A 20031-nucleotide genomic window follows, 5' to 3' on the forward strand; every position below is an offset into this window, starting at 1 on the left:
GTGAACCATTGTGTCGCTCTTTAAACCAATACTAGGCGGCAACTTTTGAACATGCAAGAACAAGTTGTTCTGCACCGCAGCAAGCAATTGCCGCGGATGCCCTTGAATAAATTCAGGTTTTTGGATCTATCAGTGGAGAAGAATGACGGGCCGCCGCCCATTTACACTAGGTGCCACCGCATGGAAGACATCGAAGAAAGAATGCTTCCGCGCTAGTCTTTGTGGCAACGATAAGTCCGCAAAATCGGAGATACCGTGACTGTTTCAAACCGCTCGCTTTCGCGAGGTCTCGCCATTGTTCGAGTCTTCAATGAAATTCCCTCGCCATCCCTCACGGAGATTTCCACTCGGGTCAATCTGACCAAGGCGACCTGCCTGCGATTCCTGCGCACACTGCAGGACGAAGGCTATGTAGGCCATGATGAAGAAACCAAGCGCTACCAGTTGCGGCCGCTGGTGCTCGAACTCGGGTACGCCGCGCTGTCCAGCCTGTCGCTGCCCCTCATGGCGGAAAGCGAAATGGAGGTGTTGGCCGACGCGGTTGGCGGCTCGGTGCACCTGGGCTTGCTGGAAGGAGACGAAGTGGTAGTCGTGGCCCGCTCCATCGCGTCGCTCGAAACGCGCAAGCTCGTCACCATGAACATACATGTCGGCAGCCGCCTGCCCGCCCACTGCAGCGCCATGGGCCGCATGCTGATCTCGCAATCCGACGATATCGATGCCTACGTGGCCGGCATGAAAATCTCGCAGATGACGTCCAAGACGCTCGTCCATCGCGGCAAGCTGGCCAAGGAGATGAAAGAGACCAGGAAGCGAGGCTGGTCACTCGTCGAGGAAGATCTCGGTATCGGCTATTCCGCCATCGGCACCCTGGTGGAGGCCGGCGCCCAGCAATATGGGTTGGCGGTTTCCGTGAACACGAAGGACTACTCCCGGGAAAAACTGGTGAAGGATGTCCTGCCGCTGCTGAGCGCGGCCGCGGATCGCCTGCAGCGGGCGTTCCGCCACGGCAGTCCGTAAGGCGCTTGCGCACGCTCTCGACCTTGCGGAACGGGCGGCCGCGCCCAGCCGCCGGCCGTTCCTGGACAAACGCCGGCGCCGGCCTATTTGCCGTATGCCGATATCAGTTCGTCCAGAGGCACGTGGCCTTTGCAAAAGCCCGAGCCGGACGGGCTTTCGCCGGCCTCCAGCGCAGTGGCGTACTTCACCGCCGGGTCGTTTTCCAGGCGCTGCCGCAATGCCGCCAGCCGAGGCCAACGGGTCGGATCGGCAACGCCATGGAAATCCAGCCAACGCCCCACGCCGACCAGCACGGCGTCCGCCAGCGTCGGGCGGCTGCCCACCAGGAACGGCGTGTCGCCAAGCATCGCCTCGAGCTTGTCGTGCCGTTCGATGATGCGTTGCGCGCCCCATTCCCTCATAATTTTCTGCATTGCCGGATCGGGCGGATTCATTTCCAGCGCCACCCAGTGCGGCGTGAAGGCGGCGGTAAAGCCGGTATTCAGGAACGCAATGAACTGGTGCATGCGATCCGATTCCGGTGAGAGAGGATCGAAGCTGACGCGCCGCTCCGTGTCCCGGTTCTCGATCCACCGCGCAATCGCCATGGTCTCCGAGAACACCATGCCATGCTCGCCGACGAAAGCGGGCGTCTCATGGCGCGCGTTGAGCCGCGCATAGGAAGGCAGCCTCATTTCGCCCAGCATGTCCACACGGCACAAGCGATATGGCTTGCCAAGCCACTCCAGCGCCGCGACGAGCCCCATGGAACTGCCGAGCGGAAATCCATAAATCAAGATGGGTTCCAAGATGATTTTCTCCGTAGTTAGTGGTTCCGCTGCGCAGCGGATTGGATTCTACGGACCTGGCCAGACAAGTAAACTACGCACATTTATGTGACCATGCCCCGCCGATGAAAGACCTGGTATCGCGCTGCCCCATCGAAGAGATCATGCAGATCCTGAGCGGCAGGTGGCCGACGCTGCTGATCTACTACCTCAAAGAGGGCACCAAGCGCTTCAGCGACCTGCGCCGCGACAATCCGACGATCTCCCACCGGATGCTGACGCTGGAACTGCGCAAGCTGGAATTGGCCGGCATTGTCCGGCGTACCGACTTCGACGGATATCCCAGGCGCGTGGAGTACGACCTCACGCCCTCGGGCGGCGCGCTGGTGCCGCTGCTGGAAGCATTGGGCGACTGGTGGGACGACAACACGGCGCCGCTCGAGGGTTCCGCGGCGGCCAGCGCCGGTGAAGGCGGCGGCGCCTCCCGGGATTAGGGCCGCCCCGCCAGGGCTGGCCCGGAACTCAGCCCGGCTAGAACGTATACAGCGCGTAGGCGAGAAAACCCGCCCACAGCGCGAGATGGATGGCGATCCCCTGCCGGCCTTGCAGGATCGTCGCGGGCCGCCTGGCGCGCGCGAAGCAGGCAAGCATGCTCGAATGCGCCAGCAGCAGGCCGACGAGCCATAGCGACAGGAACAGCAGAACGCCGAGGGGGTCCGGGCCATTGCCGTCGCCAAGACGCGGCGCGTCATAGGTGGCAACGCCGATCACCCAGGCCGCGAGCGCAAGCACGCTCAAGACGAAACTGATTCGGTAATAGAGGAACAAGGCGGCGGTACCTTATCGGGTCTGCAACGGCCAGGCGGATGCGCGGGCCGGCATGAAAAGAGGTGTCAGGCCACGAGTTTTAGCACGCATGCAGCCAGATACGCACATCGCGTATGCGTCGAAAAACCACGATCGGAAAGCGGATGGAGACCAAGCGGAGGATTTCGAATTGCCCGGTGGCAAGACAGGCGCCCCTCAACTCCCTTTGCCTGAGGGGCCAGACTCGAAAATTTTCTGGTAAGCGCTGTAGTAGCACGCAGCCGCCGCGCGCGCGTGGCCAAGCATGCGGATACGGACAAGTTCGGTATCGCCGGACAGGAAGGCTTCGTACAGTCCTCGCATTCCGTCCAGGATGATGCTGCGGACCTGGTGATCGTCCATCGTCACCAGGCGCACTACCTGCACGTGATCGATATAGCGCGAAATCGCGCCGGCCAGTTCGCGGTTGGGCACCATGGCGAGCCAGACCAGCCGGAAGCGCGCGTTGCTGCGCATGAAATCGTCGAGGTCGGTCCGGAGATGCGCGCTTTCGGCCTGCTCCAGGGCGGCCTTCATTTCGGCCAGGCCCTTGGGATCCGCGTGCAGCGATGCGGAGGCGGCGGCGGGGGGTTCCAGCAAGGTGCGGATCTCGAAGATCTCGTTCATTTCGGCGAGCGTGAAGCGGCGCAGCACGAAACCGCGCGCCGTTCCTTCGAGCACACCTTCGTTCTTCAGTTGCATGAGCGCTTCGCGGACCGGCATGCGGGATACATGCAGCTCATGCGCGATATCGTGATCCACCAGCCGGTCTTCAAGCCGGATCAAGCCCATCTGTATGCGTTGGCGGACGACGCCATACACGCGTTCGCGCAGATTGGGCTTGCGCGCCGCGCTGCTCGTTTTCCTGCTTTTTACCTTCGTCTCCACCGGCCTCGCCTCACTCGTTCTGCGCCAGGAATACGCAACAGGGCGCGCCCATGCTAGCGCACCTGGTCTCGCGAAACGTCCTGGGCTCTCCCGCCACCAGGGCGCTTACGGCTTCGAGCATACCCGTTATCGCGTGGCACACCGGCCGGTCGCGGGTGGAGGCTGCCATCGCGAAGGGGCTGTTTCGCACCGCAAGCGTCAGCGCGGCCGCGTCGCCGGATTCGAAGCGCCATATGCCCCACCCCAGGTCGGCCGCAGACTCGGCCATCACCTGCAGGAATGCATCGGCGGCCGCGCCGCCGGCTCGATAGGCGCGCGCAGATGCGCCGCCATGCGCGCGCACCGACGCTTGCAGGCTGTCGAGTGCCTGGGCGCGCTGCGCGGGCGGCAGGCCGGCGAACAGCCCCATCAGGACGTCGGCGCGCAGCATGACGTAACGGCGGTCGGCATCCAGGATTGCGCCGGAATCCTGGTCCCATTGCAGGCGTTGTTGCAGCTGTCCCATTCGGTCTGGTCCTGTGGCGGAGGGATGGATCGTTTACCCACATCGGCTAGGGTTATCCCTGAACAATATACTGTTTTTGCAGGACCATAAGCCACTGATATCAGGGTAAATAATTAGTTGAATCATGAACTATTAATGCTTAAATCACAAACAGTATACTGTTTGCACGTGGTTTGGCCGGGTGCTTTCGCAACGATTCCGCTATCGGAGGCCGTTCATGATTGATGCATGGTGGGTACGGTGGTTGGGCAGGGTCCTGGCATCCTGTCTTGTGTTGGTGGGCGGCGGGCTGGCGGCGTCGGCGGCGCTGGCCCAAGCGGACAAACCGGACGAGTTGAAGATCGCCTATCCGGTGGACGTGCCGTCCTGGGATCCGACGGCAGTCACGTTTCCGGCAGGACAATCGCTGTACAAGGCCGTGTTCGACTCCCCGCTTTTCATCGACGGCGACCTGAAGCTGCAGCCCGCGCTGGTCAAGAGCTGGCGCTGGCTGGACGACAAGAACATGCGGCTCGCCATCGAGCTGCGCGACGGAGTGACCTTCCATGACGGTTCCAAGCTGACGACCGAAGACTTCAAGTTCAGCTTCCTCGATCGCCCGAAGAAGGAAAAACGCCTGGCCATCAACGGCTTTTTCGGCGCGTTGCAAAACATAGAGATATCCAGTCCGACCCAGGCCGTCATGGTGTTCTCCACCCCGACGCCCACCGCGCCCAACTATCTGGGCTTCCTGACTTCCTACGTCCTGCCCAAGGCCTACATGGAAAAGGTGGGCGAGGACGGATTCCAGGCGGCGCCCATTGGCGCCGGCCCATACAAGATCGTGCGCTACGAACGCGGCTCGCGCGTAGTGCTTGAGGCATTCGACAAGTACTGGGGCGAAAAGCCCGCTATCAAGCGGGTCGTTTTCGAGTTCGTTCCGGACTCTTCCGCGCGCGTGGCGATGCTGGAATCGGCCAGGGCCGACGTGGCGGTGCAGATTCCGCTGCGCGAAGTCAACCGGCTGAACAAGATTCCCGCGCTGAAGGCCGAGGTCTATCCGTACAGCGAGATCTTCATTCTGCAGATTCCCAGCTACGTTCCGGAGTTTCAGAACGAGCATGTGCGGCGCGCCCTGCATCTGGCGATCAACAAGCAGGCGATTTCCAAGGCGTTCTACGCCAATGTGGCCAAGCCGATTTCCGTGTTGGCCACGCCGGGCTCGCCTGGCGACGTGGCCGGATTCAGCTATGCCTACGACAAGACGGCCGCGCAGGCGGAGTTGGCGAAGGCCGGCTACGGGCCCGACAAGCCGCTGAAGATCCAGTTCCTGTCGACCAACAATACCTTCCCCAGCGACTACGAGATGGCGCGCGCCATCGTGCAGATGTGGTCGCAGATCGGCATCCAGGCGGACCTGCAGGAAATCACGCTGGCAAAGTACCTGGACCTCAGCCATTCGTCCAAGGTGCCGGGCGTCATGCTGTACAGCTGGGCCAATGCGACCGGCGACCCGGAAATCTTCGCCGGCAAGATCCTGGATCCGCGCCTGCGCTTCTCGACCTGGAAGGAGCCGGAGCTCGCCAAGACCATCGACGCCCTGGCCGCGCAGAGCGACCCCGCCAAGCGCTATGACGGCTACCGTGAGCTGGCCCGACAGGCGACGGAGCACGTATGGAGCCTGCCTCTGCTGCAGTCGGTCGCCACGGTGGCGTCCAAGAAGGCCGTGGACATGAAGGTCTACCAGACCGGCTACGTCCTGCCGGCGGTCTATCGCTGGAGCCAATGATGTGGATGGCGCTGGCGTCCCATTTCGCGCGCCGCCTGGCAGTGGCAGTGCCGACCATGTTGGCGCTGTCCGTCGTCGTCTTCGTGGTGCTGCGGCTGTTGCCGGCGGATCCTCTCGGCATGATGCTGCCGCCGAGCGCGACCCGCGCCGAAGTCGAGGCCCTGCGCCACGCCATGGGGCTGGACCGCTCGCTGATCGCGCAGTACGGCATCTGGCTGGGACAGGTTCTGCATGGCGACCTGGGCCGCTCCATCAGTTCCGGCGCGCCCGTCGCACAGCTGATCGCGACGACCTTGCCGGCGACGCTGGAACTGTCGTTCGTGGCGCTCCTCATGGCGCTGGCGATCAGCATCCCGGGCGGCCTGCTGCTCTATGTGCTGCACGATCGCCGCGGCGAGCTGGCCGCTGACGCGGGCCTGGTGCTGCTGATCTCCATCCCCGGCTTTCTCTGGGGAATCTTCCTGATGCTGGCCTTCGGCGTGCATTGGCCCATCCTGCCGTTTTCCGGCCGTTTCAGCTCGGACGTCTCCGCATCCGGGTACACCGGCTTCGTGCTTCTGGACTTCCTGTTGCAGGGCCGTTGGCGGGAGTGGGCCGACGCGGCCTCGCACCTGGTGCTGCCGGCCCTGGCGCTGGCGCTGGGGTTCAGCCCCCTGATCGTGCGGGTGCTGCGCGCCAGCCTGCTGGAGGCCAGCCACGAACAGTATGTGACGGTCGCGCGGCTGCGCGGGCAGCCCGAAAGCCGCATTATCCTGCGGCACATGCTGCGCAACGCCTTCCTGCCGACCTTGACGCTGATCGGCGTGCAGTTCGGGTTTCTGTTCGGCGGAACCCTGCTGATCGAGATGATCTTTTCCTTTCCTGGCCTCGGCAACATGATGGTTCAGGCCGTGCGCAACCACGATCTTCCTCTTATCCAGGGAATCTCGCTCGTGTTCTGCGCCGTAATCCTGCTGATCAATGCGAGCGTGGATTGCCTGTACGCCGTGATCGATCCCCGCTTGAGAGACACCTGATGACTACGCTGAATGTACGCGCGGCGCCGCCTGCCCTGCGCGCATCGGCCTGGTGGGCCGCCATGCGCGCCTCGCCCAAGGCCGCACTGGGCTGCGTGATCGTGCTGGCGCTGGTAGCGATCGCGATCTTCGCGCCCGCGATCGCGCCGAACGATCCCTTGGCGCAGGACCTGCTGTCGCCGCTCTTGCCCCCCGCCTGGGCGGCCGACGGCATGGCCCAGTATCCGCTGGGCACGGACAGCCTGGGCCGCTGCGTGCTGTCTCGTCTGATCTACGGCACGCGCGTGGCCTTGTGGGTCGGCCTGTGCGCGGCGATGGGCGCCACGCTGGTGGGGTCCACCCTGGGCCTGGTCGCCGCCTACTTCGGCGGGCGCGTGGACAAGGGCATCGGCTACCTGGTCGATCTGTGGATGTCGTTTCCGCCGGTGGTGCTTTCGCTGATCCTCATGGTGGGCCTGGGCACCGGCGTGGGCAACGTGATTCTCGCCATCGTGCTGGTGGACTGGACACGGTTCTGCCGGGTGGTGCGCGCCGAGGCCCTCAAGATCCGCCGCAACGATTACGTGACGGCGGCACGCCTGATGGGCTTCGGCCATATCCGCGTGATGCTGAGGGAAATGCTGCCGGGCCTGACGCCGCTGATCCTGACACTGTTCAGCCTGCAGATCGGCATTGCCATCATCGTCGAGGCCATCTTGAGCTTCGTCGGGCTATCCGTGCCTGCGGATGTGGTCGCGTGGGGCGTCATGATCGCCGACGCGCGCAGCACCATGCAGGAAGCCATATGGACCCTGATCGCGCCGGTGACCGGCATCGTGCTGACGGTCTTCGGGTTCAATCTGCTCAGCGACGGCATGCGCCAGCTGCTGGATCCTCGCAAGCGTGGAAGGAATTGAGCCCATGTCGCTATTGAGCTTGCGCAACCTTACGCTGACCGCGGACGTGGACGTGGACGGCCAGCGCCTGCCCGCCGCCGTGCTGCGCGGCATCGACCTGGACATCCCCGAAGGCCGCATGCTGGGCCTGGTGGGCGAATCGGGCGCCGGCAAAAGCATGATGGGGCGCATGGTGTCGGGCACCCTGCCCCCCGGCTTCCGCATCACCGCCGGCACCATCCAGTTCCGCGGAACGGACCTGAACCGAATGACGCCGGCGCGGCGCCGCGAAATGCTCGGCCGCCAGATCGCGTTCATTCCCCAGGAGCCGCTGTCCGGCCTGAATCCCGCGCTGACGGTGCGCCAGCAGCTGTTCGAGCATCTGCGCCACGTCGGGATACCGGCCTCGCAATGGGAATCCTACGCCCGCGCGCGCTTGCAGGAGGTCGGCCTGAATGATGCCCCTGGCATGCTGGCGCGCTATCCGCACCAGATGTCGGGCGGCCAGTGCCAGCGCATACTGATCGCCATGGCGTTTTGCGGCGACCCGGCATTGATCTTTGCCGACGAGCCCACCACTGCGCTGGACGTGATCACGCAGGCGCAGATCATGCGCGTTCTGGCCGACCAGCAACAGCGCCACCGGACCTCCGTGGTGCTGGTCACGCACGACCTGCGGCTGGCGGCGCACGTCTGCGACTCGATAGCGGTGCTGTACGCGGGCGAAGTCGTGGAAGTCGGTTCCGCGCGGCAGGTGCTCGACGAACCCCTGCACCCCTACACGCGCAGCCTGAAGGAGTCTGCCCCGGGCATGGAAGCGCCGACGCAGGCCCTGCGTACCTTGCCCGATTTCATGCCGGGGCTACGCGACTTCGCGACGCTGCGCGGCTGCCGCTTTGCGTCTCGCTGCCCGACGCGCCAGACGGCCTGCGCCGCACAGGAGATTCCCTTGCTGGAGCGAGGCGGCGAGCGCGCCGCGCGCTGCCTGCCGTCCATTCCTTCCCTGGGCGCGGTGGCCCGCAGCGAAAGCGCGGCGTTCCTGGCCATGCGGGCCGCGCCTGCTGCGGCCGGCGGCGATCCCGTCGTCACGTTGACGGACGTCGCGCTGAGCTACCCCGGCCGCGCCCGCCTGTTCCGGGCCAGGCCGCGATTGCAGATCCTACAGCCGTTGTCGCTCGCAGTGGAGCGCGGTGAATTCCTGGGCATCGTCGGCGAGAGCGGCAGCGGCAAGACCAGCCTGGTGCGCCTGATCGCCGGGATGGCCGCGCCCACTACCGGACACATCGCGTATCCCGGATCGACGGCGGGACGGCCTCGCACTTCGCTGGCGGATCCACGCGACGTGCAGCTGGTATTCCAGAACCCCGACTCGGCCTTGAATCCGCGGCGGCGCGTAGGCGCGCTGGTGACCCAGATCCTGGAGTCCGGCGCGTTTTCCGCGCGAGCGGGATCGGACCCGTCGCAGCGGCTGGAGTTGGCCAGACGCTTGCTGGCATCCGTGGGCCTGCCGCCGGAAGCGGTGGATCGCCTGCCCTCGCAGTTGTCGGGAGGCCAGAAGCAGCGCGTGAACATCGCGCGGGCCCTGTGCGTGACGCCCCGCCTGATCGTGGCGGACGAAATCGTGTCGGGCCTGGACGTATCGGTGCAGGCGCTGATCCTGAATCTGCTGTTGCGGCTCAAGCAGGAGCTGGGCATCGCGCTCGTCTTCGTGTCCCACGATCTGGCCGTGGTCCGGTACCTGTGCACGCGCGTTCTCGTGCTGCATCAGGGTCGGGTCGTGGAACAAGGCCCTGTCGACCAGGTATTCGGCCAGCCGCAGCACGCCTACACCCGCGCCCTGATAGCGGCCGTCCCGCCCGATTCCGCCAGCCGCCCGTGGGCGCCGGCACCGTTTTCCGCGGCTGCCCCATCGTCCGCGCAAGCGGCCACGGCATGAGCCGGACAATGAAACGCATTGGAGACAATATGACAGGCCATACTTCCCCGGAAGGCTTTCGGCACCTGGTCGGTCCGAATCGCGTGCATCGGGATCTCTACACCGATCCCGGCGTCTACGCCTCCGAACAGGCCCGGCTATGGACGCGCGCCTGGGTTTATGTGGGTCACGAAAGCCAGATACCCGCCGTGGGCGACTACTACACCACCGAGATCGCCGGGCAATCGCTGATCATGCTGCGCAAGAGCCCGCAAGAGGTAACGGTGCTGATGAACCGCTGCGCCCATAAGGGCAGCCAGCTCGTGCACGAACGCGAGGGCAACTGCGGCAAGATGTTGCGCTGTCCTTATCACGCCTGGACGTACCGCCTCGACGGCTCCCTGCTGTCCATCCCGTTGAAGAACGATTACGAGGGCACGGGCCTGTCTTCGTGCCCGTCCGGGAAGGGTCTGTCCTCGCCTGCCGCCTGCATGAACTACAAGGGGTTCGTGTTCGTCCGGATCGGCGAAGACGGACCGGACTTCATGGGCTATTTTGGTGAAGCCCTGGCCACGCTGGACAACATGGTGGCGCGCGCGCCGGACGGCGAGCTTTCGGTGCTCGGTCAGCCCCTGCGCAGCCGCATCGACTGCAACTGGAAGCTGTACCTGGAGAACGTGAACGACACCGTGCACCCGATTTCCACGCACGAGTCGGCCGCCTCCGCCGCGAAAGAAGTCGCGCAGACCTTGTCCGAAAACGGCGATACCGTGCTGGCCATGGAGCAGCTGCTGCCCTTCGGCGCAGGCTACAGCTTCTATTCGGAAATGGGCGCGCGCGTGCTGCCGCACGGGCACAGCGTGCTGGGCACCAAGTTCAGCATCCACACCGGCTACGCGCCGCTGCCTGATTACCAGGCGGAACTCGAAGCGCGCCACGGTCAGGAAGCCGCGCAACGGATCCTGCAATTTTCTCCGCAGAATACCGTGCTCTATCCCAGCCTGGCGGCCAAGGCATCCCCCATGATCCTGCGAGTCCTGCGCCCCCTGGCGGTGGACCGGACGCTCGTCGAGATATGGGCGTTCGCTCCAAAGAATGCCCCCGCCCGCCTGCGGCAACGCGCGGCGTCCTATGCCCGGCTGGTGTTCTCGCCTATGTCCGTCGTGGCGCATGACGACGTGCACCTGTTCGAAAGCCAGCAGCGCGGCCTGCTCTGCTCGGGCAACGAATGGCTCAGCCTGCATCGGGGATACCGGGACGGAGAGATCGGTCAGGTCCCCGTGTCCATGGATAGCGGCAACAACGAATGGGTCATGCGCAATCAGCACCGAGGCTGGCTGGAATTGATGGGAGACGCGGCGTGAACACTGTGTCGATGGATAGGGATACCGCGTCTGTCTCGGCGGAGCTGGCGGCATTCGTGTACCACGAGGCCATGCTCCTGGACACCCAACGCTACGACGAATGGCTCGCCATGTATGCGGAGTCGGGCCTGTACTGGATGCCGCTGTCGCAAGACCAGGTCCCGGGCGACGAGGCGCCGTCGCTGCTGCATGAAGACCTGCTGCTATTGAGGCTACGCATCCAGCGCTACCGCAATCCCCGCGCGCACTCCCTGCACCCGGCGGTACGGGGGCTCCGCATCCTGCAGGCCCCCCAAGTGCTTGCAAGCGACGCCCCGGCGAAGCTGCACCACACGCGCACCCCGTTCCTGTACATGGAAACCCAGGGCGATACCCAGAAAATGCTGGCGGCCACGGCCTATCACACGATCGAAGGCGAGCCGGGCGCCTTCCGGATACGGATGAAAAAGGTCGTATTGCTGAATGGGGATGCCAGCCTTCCCGCGATACAGCTGTTGCTATGAAGCGCCGCGTCGCGGCCCCCGCCGTGCCGGCGAGGCCGCCAGGGCCGGCCACACGTCCTTATGACTGCGCGCGCGGCGGATAGCCAGCTTCGCGCAAGGCTTCGGATATCTGCTCCTCGGATGCCGAGGTCTGTACCTGGACCAAGCGGGTCTGCGGATCCGTGACGATGCCGGCGTCGGGATCGACCGACTGGATTGCCGCCTTGACGGTGCGCGCGCAACCGCCGCAGGTCATGTCGTCGAGATGGAATTGCATGAAATGCTCCTTTCGGGTTGGAATACCAGGCAGTCTGACCGGTTCCATGGTTGGAAGGTCAAGCGATTGTGTCGAAGGCCGGCCGCCGGCTCGTCGCGCCCTGGCGGCTCTCCTTGGCATGGTTGACCGTGTACTTGGGAATCTCGACGGTCAGGTCTTCAACGCCCACGATGGCTTGGCAGCTCAGGCGCGACTGCGCCTCCAGCCCCCAGGCGCGGTCAAGCAGATCATCCTCGCAATCCTCGACCTCATTCAGGGAATCGAAGCCCCGCCGCACGATGCAATGGCAGGTCGTGCAGGCACAGCTCATATCGCACGCATGCTCGATTTCAATGCCATTGGCGAGCAAGGCCTCGGATATCGAGGTTCCTGATGACGCTTCCAGCACGGCGCCTTCGGGCGCCAGATCGGCATGCGGAAGAACGGTGATGATTGGCATATCGTGCTCCAGGGGCTCAGTAGGACGACGCGGGCTTCGCCAGCCTGTGGCCGTGAGGGCGGCGCGCCACGCCCCCTGTGCGCGCTTCGGGCTCCACGCAGCCATCGTCGGGTTGTTCGAGAATTTGCAGGATCGGGCAGTTGGGACGCTCGTCTCCCGCGCAGCACCGGATCAACGCCTTGAGCGTCCCCGCCATCTGCCGCATGCTATCGATACGCCGGTCCAGTTCGGCAAGGTGCGCCTGAGCCAGGCGCTTGACGTCGGCGCTCTGGCGCGACCGATCGTTCCACAGGCTCAACAGGTTGCTGGTCTCGGCCACCGAGAATCCGAGGTCGCGGGCGCGGCGGATGAAGTGCAGCCGGTGGACGTCGACCCGGCCATAGGCACGGTAGCCAGATGCGGTCCGCTGCGCTGCGGGGATCAGGCCGATCTGTTCGTAGTAGCGGATCATCTTGGCCGATACCCTGGACGCCTTGGATGCTTCACCGATGTTCATGGCAGTCTCCTTGTTCAAGGGAAGGAAAGTCTGAGGCTTGCCATTGTGGGAAGGTCAAGTCCCCTGCCTTTATCCAGCAGCGCCGGACAGCGGCTGCCCCTGCGGGGTGAAGAAAACGTCGGCGTGCAGGTCCCGCGCATTCAGCCCGCGGCCGAAGGCGATCTCCATCGCCGCATCCACCATTCGCGGCGGGCCCGCGACGTAAACCTTGAAGCCGGTCAGGTCGGAGAAATCGTCCGCAACGGCTTGCGTGACCGCGCCTGTCCGCCGCGCCGTGGCCCGCACTTCGGACAACACAGGCGTAAAGACCAGGTTGGCGTGCCGACGGACCAACGTTTCGAAATGCTCGACCAGGTATAGATCCCGCTCCGCCCTCGCGCCGAAGTAGACGTGGATCGCCTGCCTCATACCGTGTGCGAGGGCGGTTTCAACAATCGATTTGATGGGAGCCAATCCCGATCCGCCCGCGATGCACAGAATGGGTCCGCAATGACTTTCGCGCAAATACGAGGAACCTCGCGGCGCTTCGAGCACAATGCGGTCCCCCGGCCTCAGAATGGTATGGACATAGCCCGACGCCGCCCCGCCCGGAACCCGGCGTACGTGGAATTCCAATTCAGGATCGCCTGACCGGTTGGCCATCGAGTAACTGCGCGCCGGAGACGGCCCGAATCTGATGTCGGCATACTGCCCGGCGAAAAACACCAGCGCATCCGTACGGTCTGGACGGATACGGACGCGCCTGATGTCATGAGTCAGGTCGTCGATAGAGACGACGGTTCCCTGCCACGTCCGGGCCTGCGCAGCCGCCGCTTCGTCGTCGGAGCCCAGCCAGGCCACCGCGATATCGGTTTTCGGGACCGCGCGGCACGCCAGTATCAGGCCGCCGGCCTTCTCCTCGTCCGTCAATGCGAAGCGCGAATGCGAGAGCATCTCGACCTCGCCGTCGACCAGGCGGGATTTGCAGCTTCCACAACGGCCGGAGCGGCAACCGTGCGGAAAGGAGATTCCATTCTGAAGCGCCGCCTCCAGAATGGTCTGCCCTTCCAGAACCGGAACTCGAGTTCGCACCTGCCGGATATCGACTGTTTTGATATGCATGCCTCGAGCGCGATGGCTCCCGCCGGTTCTGTTCTGCATGACTGGTCCACATTCCTCAGGTTGGTGTTGAACGGCTATCTCTGCCTCGCCTTTCAAACGGCGGCTTCAATCTATTCCTTCCCACGATTGCAAAGTCAATAGCGGGCAACACACGCAGGCACAAGGCTTGACCTTCCTGTCGTTGTAATGCCTAGCCTTGCCGGAAATTTCTGCAGAGCCGCTTCGGAAGAGCCGAGGCCCTGCTGCAAAGAAGGGGCATGTCCATGCATCGAAAATTCAAAATTGCAGCGTTGATAGGCGTCATCGCAGCGGCTGGAACCATTATGTTCTCCGCTTATGGCGTCGCCGAAGACGAAGACAAGGCGGCAGCGTCGCGGAAAGAAGCCACAGGCGCTTCCATAGCGCCGCAGGTGCCCGTGGCGGAGGTCATCGAACGCACAATCTCGCCGTCGAGCGATTTCACAGGTTTCCTCGCGGCGCCCGAGACCGTCGAACTACGTTCGCGCGTCAGTGGAGCCATCCATGCGGTCAGCGTTCCCGAGGGGGGCCTGGTTCGCAAGGGACAACGGCTGTTTCAGATCGATCCGCGCCCCTTCCAAGTGGCGCTCGATACCGCCACCGCGCAACTGCGTCAGGCCGAGGTACTGGCCGCCCAGGCTCAAGCCGACTTCGACCGCGCCCAGCGGCTGGTGTCCACCGGCGCCGTCTCACGCAAGACTTACGACGACGCCGTCTCCGCGCGCAGCGCGCAGCAGGCGCAAGTACAGATGGCCAAGGCTGCCGTGGCCGCGGCGCGGCTCGATCTGTCCTACGCGCACATCACCGCCCCCATCTCCGGGCGTGTCGACCGCGTGCTGGTGACCGAAGGCAATCTGGTCAATGGCGGTGCGGCAGGCGCCGCCACCCTACTGACCACGATCGTGTCGATCGATCCCATGCACGTGTACTTCGACATTGACGAGGCGACATACCTCAACGCGGTGAGGCAGACCCGGCCCGATGCCGGCGGCGGCAAGTCGTCGCTGCCAGTCGACGTGGGGCTGACCACGGACAGAGGTTTTCCTTACAGGGGCGCGCTCGACTTCGTGGGCAACCGGATCGACCGGGGCACGGGCACTATCCGCGCCCGCGCCGTGGTGCCGAACCCCGACGGCCAGTTGGCGCCGGGCCTGTTCGCCCGCGCCAGGCTGGCCACCGGCGCCGAGCGCCCGGCCATCCTGGTCGACGACGTGGCAGTAGGCACCGACCAGGGGAAAAACTATGTCCTGGTCGTGGACAAGGACAACCTGGCGCAGTACCGCGCGATAGAGCTGGGCCAGATGGCGGACGGGCTGCGCATCATCAATGCCGGCCTGCAAGCCGGCGAGAAGATTGTGATCAAGGGCCTGGTGCGCCCCGGCATGATGATCACGCCCCGTCAGGTGCCCATGCGGCAGACCGCCATCGCGGCGCCCCAGGCGAATGGCGCCGTAGGCGCCAAGGCGCAAGCCAGCCCCACGCCAGAGGAGGCCAGTCAATGAAATTCCCCCATTTTTTCATCGCCCGGCCGATCTTCGCCATCGTCCTGTCCCTGCTCATGCTGCTGGCGGGCGCAATCGCCTTCTGGCAACTGCCGTTGAGCGAATACCCCGCCGTCACACCGCCCACGGTGCAGGTAACGGCAAGCTACCCGGGCGCCAACCCTGAAGTGATCGCCGACACCGTCGCCGCGCCGCTGGAACAGGTGATCAACGGCGTCGAGGGCATGCTCTACATGAACTCCCAGATGGCCATCGACGGCCAAATGGTGCTCACCATTGCGTTCAAGCAGGGAATCGACCCGGACATGGCGCAAATCCAGGTGCAGAACCGGGTCTCGCGCGCCTTGCCGCGGCTGCCGCAAGAGGTGCAGCGCATCGGGGTCGTCACACAGAAAACGTCGCCTGACGTGTTGATGGTGGTGCACCTCGTTTCACCCGAGAAACGCTACGACCCGCTCTATCTTTCCAACTTCGCTATCCGGCAGGTGCGCGACGAGCTCGCGCGCCTGCCCGGTGTCGGCGATGTCCTGGTCTGGGGCGCGGGGGAATACTCCATGCGCGTCTGGCTGGATCCCTCCAGCGTCGCTACGCGCGGGCTGACTGCGAGCGACGTGGTTGCCGCCCTGCGGGAACAGAACGTGCAGGTGGCCGCCGGCTCCGTGGGCCAGCAGCCGGACACCTCCGCCGCCTTCCAGATCACAGTCAACACACTGGGGCGCCTGGCCAGCACGGAGCAGTTCGGCGACATCATCGTAAAGACCGGCGCCGATGGCCAGGTCACGCGGCTGCGCGACGTCGCGCGGGTCTCCTTGGGCGCCGACGCCTATACCCTGCGCAGCTTGCTCGACGGCGAGTCGGCACCCGCGCTGCAGATCATCCAGAGCCCGGGCGCCAATGCCATCGACGTCTCGAATGCGGTCCGGGCCAAGATGCAGGAACTCCAGCAGGGCTTTCCACAGGACATCGAATACCGGATCGCCTATGACCCCACGGTCTTCGTGCGCGCATCGCTGCAGTCCGTGGCCATCACCCTGCTGGAGGCCATCGTCCTGGTGGTCATCGTGGTGGTGTTGTTCCTGCAAACCTGGCGTGCCTCCATTATTCCTCTCGTGGCCGTGCCAGTGTCGCTGGTTGGCACTTTCGCGCTGATGCACGTTTTCGGCTTTTCGTTGAACACGCTATCGTTGTTCGGGCTAGTGCTTTCGATCGGCATCGTGGTGGACGACGCCATCGTGGTGGTCGAGAACGTGGAGCGTCACATGGCTCTCGGTGAACCGCCCAGGCAGGCCGCGATCAAAGCCATGGACGAAGTCACGGGGCCGATCATTGCCATCACCTCGGTATTGGCCGCGGTCTTCATCCCGTCGGCGTTCCTGTCGGGGCTGCAAGGCGAGTTCTATCGTCAGTTCGCCTTGACCATCGCCATCTCGACCATACTCTCGGCCATCAATTCGCTCACGCTTTCGCCCGCGCTTGCGGCCATCCTGCTAAAGCCGCATCACGAGACGGCCGGATCCGATTGGCTCTCCCGCGTCATGAACCGCACGCTCGGAGGCTTCTTCCGGCGCTTCAACCGCTTCTTCGATAGAGCGTCGAACACCTACGTCGGGAGCGTGCGCCGGGCGGTTCGCGGCAGCGCCATCGTACTCACGCTATATGTCGGCTTCGTCGGCCTGACCTGGCTGGGCTTCCATCAGGTTCCGAACGGCTTCGTGCCGGCCCAGGACAAGTACTTTCTGGTCGGCATCGCCCAGTTGCCCAGCGGCGCTTCACTCGACCGCACCGAAGCCGCCGTCAAGCAGATGTCCCAGATCGCGCTGGCCGAACCCGGGGTGGAGAGCGTGGTCGCCTTCCCTGGCCTGTCGGTCAATGGCCCCGTGAACGTGCCGAACTCCGCGCTGATGTTCGCCATGCTCAAGCCCTTCGACGAACGCAAGGATTCCTCGCTTTCGGCCAACGCCATTGCCGGGAAGCTGATGGGCAAGTTCAGCCAGATCCCCGACGGATTCCTGGGCATCTTCCCGCCGCCGCCGGTGCCTGGCCTAGGCGCCATGGGCGGGTTCAAGCTGCAGATCGAAGACCGCGCCGGACTTGGGTTCGAGGCGCTGGTACAGGCGCAGGGCCAGATCATGGCCAAGGCGATGCAGACCCCCGAACTGGCAAACATGCTGGCCAGTTTTCAGACCAACGCGCCACAGCTGCAGGTGGACGTCGATCGGGTAAAGGCCAAGTCCCTGGGAGTGTCGCTGACCGACGTGTTCGAGACCCTGCAAATCAACCTGGGGTCGCTCTACGTCAACGACTTCAACCGTTTTGGGCGCACCTATCGAGTGATGGCCCAGGCCGACGCGCCGTTCCGCATGCAGGCCGACGACATCGGCTTGCTCAAGGTACGCAACGCCACCGGAGACATGATTCCGCTGAGCGCGTTCGTAACCTTGACGCGAAGCTCCGGTCCGGATCGGGTCATCCGATACAACGGTTTTCCTTCGGCGGACATCAGTGGCGGCCCAGCGCCGGGCTATTCATCCGGCCAAGCCACCGACGCCATCGAGAGGATCGTACGCGAGACGCTGCCGGAAGGAATGGTCTACGAATGGACGGATCTGGTCTACCAGGAAAAGCAGGCCGGCAATTCGGCGCTGTACATCTTCCCGCTGGCGGTCTTGCTGGCCTTCCTCATCCTGGCGGCCCAATACAACAGCTGGTCGCTGCCCTTCGCGGTGCTGCTGATCGCCCCCATGGCGCTGCTGTCGGCCATCGCGGGGGTCTGGATTTCCGGCGGAGACAACAACATCTTCACGCAGATCGGATTCGTGGTGCTGGTCGGCCTTGCCGCCAAGAACGCCATCCTGATCGTGGAGTTCGCCCGCAGCAAGGAGGAACAAGGCGCCGATCCGCTGGCGGCGGTCCTGGAAGCCGCCCGGCTGCGGCTGCGCCCCATCTTGATGACCTCTTTCGCTTTCATCGCCGGCGTGGTTCCCCTGGTGCTCGCCACCGGTGCAGGCGCAGAGATGCGCCATGCCATGGGCATCGCGGTATTCGCCGGCATGCTGGGCGTGACCTTGTTCGGCCTGTTGCTGACGCCGGTGTTCTATGTCGTGGTCCGCGGGCTGGCGCTGCGCCGTGAGGCCCGTCAAACCCGCGCCCGTTCGGGCGGTCGGCACGCATGATGGCCAGGAGGAAATTCAACATGAAGATCGCTTTTTCCGGCTCCCGCCAAGCCGGGATGCTGGCGCCACTCGCCCTCGCAGTCGCCCTGGCCGGCTGCTCCCTCGCGCCCAGGTACGAGCGCCCCGCGGCGCCCATCGACGCGGCCTACCCTTCGGATGCCGCCCATGTTCAAGACGCGCCCGGCAATCCGGACGGGACGGCCGCCGCCGACATTGGCTGGCGGGATTTTTTCCGCGATCCGCTCTTGCAACGATTGATCGAAATTTCTCTGGACAATAATCGGGATCTGCGCAAAGCCGCCCTCAACGTCGAAGCGGCGCAAGCGCTGTACCGCATCCAGCGCGCCGAGATGCTGCCGAACCTGAGCGTTTCCGCCAGCGGCGCCTCCGAGCGCACTCCGGCCGGGCTCAGCGCCACGGAAACCGCCTACGTCGGCCGGCGATACGAAGTGGCCGGCGTAACGGCCGCCTGGGAGCTGGACCTTTGGGGCCGCATCCGCAGCCTCACCGACCAGGCCCTGGCCTCGTACCTGGCCCTGGACGAAACCCGTATCGCAACTCAGCTGAGCCTGGTATCCGAAGTCGCCAACGCCTATCTCACGCTCCGCGCCGACCAGGAATTGCTGCGCCTGACGAACGACACGCTGGAGACGCAGAAACATTCGTACGATTTGACTGCGCAACTGGCTGCGGCAGGAAATTCCACCCAACTCGATCTGCGCCTGGCGGAAATCACGCTGCGCAACGCGGAGGCCAACCACGCAGCCTATACCCGGCAGGCGGCCCGAGACCGCAATGCCCTGGTGCTGTTGCTGGGCCAGCCCCTGACGCCGGAGCTGTCACGGCAACTGGACGAGGCGACAACGCTGCCGGACGGCATCGTGCCGGCCGACCTTCCCGGCGGCTTGCCCTCGGAACTATTGGCGCGACGCCCGGATATCCGCGCGGCCGAACAGATGCTGCGCGGCGCAAACGCCAGCATCGGCGCCGCGCGCGCCGCTTTCCTGCCCGCGATCAGTCTGACGGGTTCGGCGGGCACCGCCAGCGCTTCCCTCGGCAGCCTGTTCGATTCCGGCACCCGAGCCTGGAGCTTCCTGCCCCAGATCACGCTGCCCATTTTCCGGGGCGGCTCGCTGATCGCGAACCTGGACGTGGCGCATGTGCAGAAACGCATCGAGATCGTCAATTATGAAAAGGCCATCCAGACCGCCTTTCGCGAGGTGGCCGATGGCCTGGCGGGCAAGCGCACGCTCGATGAACAGATCCGTTCGGAGCGTCTCTCGGTCACCGCCAGCCTCGATGCCTATGCCCTGGCCGAACAACGCTTCAAAGAAGGCATGGACGACTACCTCGCTTTGCTCGAAGCCCATCGGACGTTGTATGGCGCGCAGCAAATACTGGTGCGAACGCGTCTGACGCGGTTGAACAATCTCATCGATCTGTACAAAGCACTGGGAGGAGGCTGGACGGAGCATACGGTGCGATCGGCGGAAGACGCGTAGCCGCGCCCCATCCCGCCGCGCCCGGCCTTCGGCCGATCGACCGCCCGGCGCGGAGAGCGCCGGCTATAGCGGCGCTC

Annotated in this window: 19 protein-coding genes; 11 read left to right on the forward strand and 8 right to left on the reverse strand. The window is 64.5% G+C overall.

Features of this window, described 5'->3' with window-relative positions; translation table 11 throughout:
- Positions 1-255: 255 nt before the first annotated feature.
- A complete protein-coding gene (locus JL37_RS19340) occupies positions 256-1020 on the forward strand; it encodes an IclR family transcriptional regulator (RefSeq protein ID WP_043546170.1) in 765 nt (254 codons plus the stop codon).
- A gap of 83 nt (positions 1021-1103) precedes the next feature.
- On the opposite strand, the gene JL37_RS19345 is transcribed toward JL37_RS19340, so the two are convergent.
- Complete coding sequence (locus JL37_RS19345) at positions 1104-1808, reverse strand: glutathione S-transferase family protein (protein ID WP_043546171.1); 705 nt, start codon at positions 1806-1808, stop codon at positions 1104-1106.
- A 104-nt stretch (positions 1809-1912) separates the two neighbouring features.
- Between JL37_RS19345 and JL37_RS19350 the strand changes: the two genes are divergently transcribed.
- Positions 1913-2281, forward strand: a complete 369-nt coding sequence (locus tag JL37_RS19350; RefSeq protein ID WP_043546172.1) for a helix-turn-helix domain-containing protein — start codon at positions 1913-1915, stop codon at positions 2279-2281.
- A gap of 37 nt (positions 2282-2318) precedes the next feature.
- Here the strand turns inward: JL37_RS19350 and JL37_RS19355 are convergent, their stop codons facing one another.
- The 3 genes from JL37_RS19355 to JL37_RS19365 form a co-directional block, all read right to left on the reverse strand.
- On the reverse strand, positions 2319-2615 hold the full coding sequence (locus tag JL37_RS19355) for a hypothetical protein (protein WP_043546173.1): 297 nt from the start codon (positions 2613-2615) through the stop codon (positions 2319-2321).
- A gap of 195 nt (positions 2616-2810) precedes the next feature.
- Positions 2811-3521, reverse strand: a complete 711-nt coding sequence (locus JL37_RS19360) for a GntR family transcriptional regulator (protein ID WP_052097402.1) — start codon at positions 3519-3521, stop codon at positions 2811-2813.
- Between the two features lie 10 nt (positions 3522-3531).
- The gene (locus tag JL37_RS19365) at positions 3532-4026 is read right to left on the reverse strand and encodes a V4R domain-containing protein (RefSeq protein ID WP_043546174.1); all 495 of its coding nucleotides are present in this window, start codon (positions 4024-4026) and stop codon (positions 3532-3534) included.
- 217 nt (positions 4027-4243) lie between these two features.
- Here JL37_RS19365 and JL37_RS19370 point away from each other — a divergent pair, with 217 nt between their 5' ends.
- The 6 genes from JL37_RS19370 to JL37_RS19395 are packed head-to-tail and all read left to right on the forward strand — an operon-like array spanning position 4244 to position 11467.
- Positions 4244-5794, forward strand: coding sequence for an ABC transporter substrate-binding protein (locus JL37_RS19370; protein ID WP_043546175.1), 1551 nt, complete (start codon positions 4244-4246; stop codon positions 5792-5794).
- Positions 5791-6810 carry an ABC transporter permease gene (locus tag JL37_RS19375; protein ID WP_231570392.1) on the forward strand — a complete coding sequence of 340 codons (1020 nt, stop codon included), beginning with the start codon at positions 5791-5793 and terminating at the stop codon, positions 6808-6810. The genes JL37_RS19370 and JL37_RS19375 overlap by 4 nt, the downstream gene beginning before the upstream one ends.
- Positions 6810-7706 (forward strand): ABC transporter permease, encoded by an 897-nt coding sequence (locus JL37_RS19380; RefSeq protein ID WP_043546176.1) that lies wholly within the window; start codon positions 6810-6812, stop codon positions 7704-7706. The genes JL37_RS19375 and JL37_RS19380 overlap by 1 nt, the downstream gene beginning before the upstream one ends.
- 4 nt (positions 7707-7710) lie before the next feature.
- Positions 7711-9621, forward strand: a complete 1911-nt coding sequence (locus tag JL37_RS19385) for an ABC transporter ATP-binding protein (protein WP_043546177.1) — start codon at positions 7711-7713, stop codon at positions 9619-9621.
- A 29-nt stretch (positions 9622-9650) separates the two neighbouring features.
- Positions 9651-10964, forward strand: coding sequence for an aromatic ring-hydroxylating dioxygenase subunit alpha (locus JL37_RS19390; protein WP_043546178.1), 1314 nt, complete (start codon positions 9651-9653; stop codon positions 10962-10964).
- The gene (locus JL37_RS19395; RefSeq protein WP_197064634.1) at positions 10961-11467 is read left to right on the forward strand and encodes an aromatic-ring-hydroxylating dioxygenase subunit beta; all 507 of its coding nucleotides are present in this window, start codon (positions 10961-10963) and stop codon (positions 11465-11467) included. The genes JL37_RS19390 and JL37_RS19395 overlap by 4 nt, the downstream gene beginning before the upstream one ends.
- A gap of 58 nt (positions 11468-11525) precedes the next feature.
- Here JL37_RS19395 and JL37_RS19400 read toward each other — a convergent pair whose 3' ends face one another.
- The 4 genes from JL37_RS19400 to JL37_RS19415 all read right to left on the reverse strand — a co-directional run bounded on the left by JL37_RS19400 (position 11526) and on the right by JL37_RS19415 (position 13798).
- Positions 11526-11723, reverse strand: coding sequence for a heavy-metal-associated domain-containing protein (locus JL37_RS19400; RefSeq protein ID WP_043546180.1), 198 nt, complete (start codon positions 11721-11723; stop codon positions 11526-11528).
- A 58-nt stretch (positions 11724-11781) separates the two neighbouring features.
- The gene (fdx, locus tag JL37_RS19405; protein ID WP_052097406.1) at positions 11782-12162 is read right to left on the reverse strand and encodes an ISC system 2Fe-2S type ferredoxin; all 381 of its coding nucleotides are present in this window, start codon (positions 12160-12162) and stop codon (positions 11782-11784) included.
- Positions 12163-12178: 16 nt separating this feature from the next.
- Entirely contained in the window at positions 12179-12658 is a 480-nt protein-coding gene (gene cueR, locus JL37_RS19410; RefSeq protein WP_043546181.1) for a Cu(I)-responsive transcriptional regulator, read from the reverse strand.
- Positions 12659-12727: 69 nt separating this feature from the next.
- Entirely contained in the window at positions 12728-13798 is a 1071-nt protein-coding gene (locus JL37_RS19415) for a 2Fe-2S iron-sulfur cluster-binding protein (protein ID WP_231570393.1), read from the reverse strand.
- A 284-nt stretch (positions 13799-14082) separates the two neighbouring features.
- Between JL37_RS19415 and JL37_RS19420 the strand changes: the two genes are divergently transcribed.
- From JL37_RS19420 to JL37_RS19430, 3 genes are read left to right on the forward strand one after another with little or no spacing between them, the layout of a single operon-like run.
- On the forward strand, positions 14083-15279 hold the full coding sequence (locus tag JL37_RS19420; protein WP_304413500.1) for an efflux RND transporter periplasmic adaptor subunit: 1197 nt from the start codon (positions 14083-14085) through the stop codon (positions 15277-15279).
- Positions 15276-18452 (forward strand): efflux RND transporter permease subunit, encoded by a 3177-nt coding sequence (locus JL37_RS19425; RefSeq protein ID WP_043546182.1) that lies wholly within the window; start codon positions 15276-15278, stop codon positions 18450-18452. Before JL37_RS19420 ends, JL37_RS19425 begins: the two co-directional genes overlap by 4 nt.
- A 20-nt stretch (positions 18453-18472) precedes the next feature.
- Complete coding sequence (locus JL37_RS19430) at positions 18473-19954, forward strand: efflux transporter outer membrane subunit (RefSeq protein ID WP_043546183.1); 1482 nt, start codon at positions 18473-18475, stop codon at positions 19952-19954.
- Positions 19955-20031 lie beyond the last annotated feature (77 nt).

It is taken from the genome of Achromobacter sp. RTa, from assembly GCF_000757485.1.
GTDB lineage: Bacteria > Pseudomonadota > Gammaproteobacteria > Burkholderiales > Burkholderiaceae_B > Achromobacter.